General features: G+C 77.3%; 2 protein-coding genes and 1 pseudogene. 2 read left to right on the top strand and 1 reads right to left on the bottom strand.

The window, feature by feature from the left end:
• Positions 1-109: 109 nt before the first annotated feature.
• A complete protein-coding gene (locus tag DEF28_RS26140) occupies positions 110-1120 on the bottom strand; it encodes a 2-dehydropantoate 2-reductase (protein WP_114400853.1) in 1011 nt (336 codons plus the stop codon).
• Positions 1121-1300: 180 nt separating this feature from the next.
• Between DEF28_RS26140 and DEF28_RS26135 the strand changes: the two genes are divergently transcribed.
• The gene (locus DEF28_RS26135; RefSeq protein WP_114400852.1) at positions 1301-2548 is read left to right on the top strand and encodes a molybdopterin molybdotransferase MoeA; all 1248 of its coding nucleotides are present in this window, start codon (positions 1301-1303) and stop codon (positions 2546-2548) included.
• A 103-nt stretch (positions 2549-2651) separates the two neighbouring features.
• Positions 2652-3201: pseudogene (locus DEF28_RS26130) on the top strand (GntR family transcriptional regulator).
• The last annotated feature ends 334 nt before the right edge of the window (positions 3202-3535 follow it).

Below are 3535 nucleotides of genomic sequence, written 5' to 3'. Positions count from 1 at the left end.
AGCAGCCCGCCCGCTCTGGCCGGGTCCGACCTCGGAGCCCGCGCCCTGAGAGTGCGACCCGCCCACCACGGCCCGTGCGGCCGTGGTGGGCGTCGCTTCGCCGGGCGGCCTACCCGGCCGAGGCGAGCGGAGCGGCGCCGGCCGCGGCCGGCGCGCTCAGCCGCTCGTTGAGCAGCGTCGCCACGGCGTTGACGATCCGCAGCGCGGGCACCCGCGCTCCGGTGAGGTCGGCGAGCTCGACCACCGCGGTCAGGATGGCGTCCAGCTCCATCGGCCGGCCGCGTTCGAGGTCGTGCAGGGTGGACGTCCGGTGGTCGCCGGCGCGTTCGGCGCCGGCCAAGCGGCGCTCCACCGAGATCTCGGTGTGCACGCCCAGCCGGGCGGCGACGTCCAGGGCCTCGCGCATCATGGTGGCGGCGAGCTCCCGGGAGGTGGCGTCCCGGCAGATCTCCGCCATGGTCGACCTCGTCAGCGCGCTCAGCGGGTTGAAGGCGATGTTGCCCATGAGCTTCACCCAGATGTCGTGGCGCAGGTCGCGTTCGATCGGGCACTTGAGCCCGCCCGCGACCATGGCGGCGCTGAAGTCGCGGCAGCGCGCGGAGACGCTGCCGTCGGGCTCGCCGATGGAGAAGCGGGTCCCCTCCAGGTGCCGGATCACGCCGGGTGCGGCGATCTCGGTCGCGGCGTAGACCACGCAGCCGACCGCGCGCTCCACCGGGATGGTGCGGCTGACCGCGCCGTCCGGGTCCACGCTGTTCACGCGGTGGCCGGCGTAGGGGCCGCTGACGCCGTGGAAGTACCACCAGGGGATGCCGTTCTGGGCCGCGACCACCGCCGTCTCCGGGCCGAGCAGCGGGCGCAGCAGCGGCCCGCAACCGGCGTAGTGCTGGGCCTTCAGGCCGAGGAACACGGCGTCGACCGGGCCGACCTCGCGCGGGTCGCCGGTGGCGTGCGGGTGGGCGTGGAAGTCGCCGCGCGGGCTGGTCACCCGCACGCCGTGCGCGCGGAGGGCGGCCAGCTGGGCGCCCCGCGCGATGAGGTGGACGTCGGCGCCGCCGCGTGCCAGCGCGGCTCCCACGTAGGCGCCGATCGCTCCGGCACCCAGGATCGCTATTCGCATGGATGTTCCCTTCCGCCGTAGGGAATGTGTATACAGTATGCTAAAAAGAAGTTGGACGCTCGGTGGACGGTCGACCGGCAGAAGGAACCGCCGATGCCGGGTGAACGGCAACATTTCAGGTTCTTCTCACCAGCCGCCCCACCGGCGCGGCACCGCCGCCCGAGTGGTGAAGGGAGACCGATGGAGCCCCCCGTACCCGTGGCCACCGCACCCGCGGTGCCCGTCCGGCACCGCGCCACGACGTGGTCGCGGGCTCGCGATGCCGCCCGCGAGCTCGCGACCGCCCACCTCCGCACGGGGACGCGGGAGGCTCCCGTCGCCCACGTCCCGCTCGCCGACGCGCTGGGCGCCGCGCTCGCCGTGCCCGTGACCGCCCGCGCGGCCGTCCCCGCCTGCGACTCCGCGGCCATGGACGGCTACGCCGTGGCCGGACCGGGGCCGTGGCGGCTGGTCGGCCGCGCGCTCGCCGGGCGGCCGGGCCCGGTGCGGCGGCTGCGCCCGGGCGAGGCGGTCGAGATCGCCACCGGAGCGCCGGTTCCGGCGCGGACCGAGGCGGTGCTGCCGTACGAGCGGGCGGTGTGCGACGGGGACCGGATCGAGGGGCCGGTGCGGCCGGGCCGGCACGTGCGCCACCGCGGCGAGAGCGTGCCGGCCGGCGCCGTGCTCGCCCCGGCCGGCACCGTCGTCACCCCCGCGCTGCTGGGACTGGCCGCCGGCACCGGCCACGACTCCCTCCCGGTGCGGCGCCCCCGGGTCGCCGCGCTGGTGACCGGTGACGAGGTGGTCCCCACCGGCCTGCCCGGTCCGGGTGCGGTGCGCGACGCCATCGGCCCGATGCTGCCCGGCCTGGTCCGCTGGGCCGGGGGCGTCCTCGCCGGCAGCGCCCACGTGGCCGACGGGCGCGCCCGGCTGACCGCCGAGCTGCGTGCGGCGGCCGCCGACCCGGCGACGGAGCTGGTCGTGGTCTGCGGTGCCTCCTCGGCCGGCCCGGCCGACCACCTGCGCGGTGCGCTCGACGCGCTGGCGGCCGACGTCGGCGTCGACGGGGTCGCCTGCCGCCCCGGGCACCCGCAGCTGCTCGCCGCGCTCCCCGGAGGGCCGCTCGTGGTCGGCCTGCCCGGCAACCCCAACGCGGCCCTGGTCGCGGCACTGACCCTGCTCGTCCCGGCGCTGTCCGCGCTGGCGGGGCGGCGGGACCCGGCGCACGCCGGGCGGCGCGCCCACCTCGCCGGGCCGGCCGACCGCCATGCCCGTGACACCCGTCTCGTGGCCGTCCGGGTCCGGGACGGGCGGGCCGCCCCCGTCGGCGGGGACGGCCCCGCCGCGCTGCGCGGGGCCGCCGTGGCCGACGCCCTCGCGGTGCTGCCCCCGCGGGACGGCACTCCGGACTCCGCCGGGCCCGTGGAGCTGGTGGAACTGCCGTACTGACGGAGCCGGGTCGAGACCCCGATGTTCTTTGTAGACTGTGGACCATAAACAGCGACGACGCCTCCGGCTGGTCGCGGGGATGGAGTGCCTCATGTCGTCTCGGATGTCGTCCCAGCCGTCGACTGCCGTGCTGGCCGGCCAGGTGCAGCGCCCGGTGCCCCTGCGCGAGGCCGTCTACGAGGCGCTGCTCGACCTCATCACCGCACCAGCCGACGGAGAGCGAGGCGGACCAGCTGCTGGCGGTGCGCGCGCTGCTGGAGACCGAGTCCGCCCGGTTGGCCGCCCGCAACGCCGACGAGGCCGAGATCGCCCGGCTCCGCAACCTGTGGCGCGCCGGTCTGGCCGCCGTCGACGACGGGGACGTGGACGCCGTCGTCACGGCCAACGCCGACTTCCACCGGAGCGTGACCGAGGTCTCGGGCAACCGGGTGCTCGCCGAACTCGCGGCGCAGGTGGACCGCCGGGTCCGCTGGTACTACGCCCCCATCGCCCGCGCCCGCGGCCGGACCTCCTGGGACGAGCACGCGCGGATGATCGACGCGATCGAGGCCCGCGACGAGCAGGAGGCGGCCCGCCTGATGCGGGAGCACACCGAGCGCACCCGCCGCACCTACCACGAGCGGATCGACGGAATCGCCGCCGGCCGGCGCTGAGCCCTCGGCCGACCGGATCGCCGCGGCCGGCGGACGGCCCGCGGGCGCCGGAGTCCGTGCCGCCCGCCGGCCGCGGGACCGGCCTCCACCCGGCGCCGCGCCCGGCTGAGCGGACCGGCCGCGCGGGACCGCCCCGCGCCCGCTTCCCCGGCGGCGTGGCTGCCCGGGGATCGCGCGGGCGCCCGGGAACACGCGCGCGGCGGACGCCCCCAGGACGCCCGCCGCCAACCGCCTCCCTGCCCGGCCCCACCTCAGCCGGTCCGCACCACCATCTTCCCGACATTGCCACCGCGCAGCATCGAGATGAACGCCTCCGGGGCGTTCTCCAGGCCGT

The sequence above is a fragment of the Marinitenerispora sediminis genome, assembly GCF_003336425.1.
GTDB classification, from domain to species: Bacteria; Actinomycetota; Actinomycetes; order Streptosporangiales; family Streptosporangiaceae; genus Marinitenerispora; species Marinitenerispora sediminis.
The sequence above is the reverse complement of the archived record's forward strand: the minus strand, read 5'-3'. Positions and strand labels throughout refer to the sequence as shown.

What these genes read in the sequence shown, in the direction of transcription:
- DEF28_RS26140 (WP_114400853.1), bottom strand. Translation starts at nt 1,120, where the DNA reads ATGCGAATAGCGATCCTGGGTGCCGGAGCGATCGGCGCCTACGTGGGA.
- DEF28_RS26135 (WP_114400852.1), top strand. Translation starts at nt 1,301, where the DNA reads ATGGAGCCCCCCGTACCCGTGGCCACCGCACCCGCGGTGCCCGTCCGG.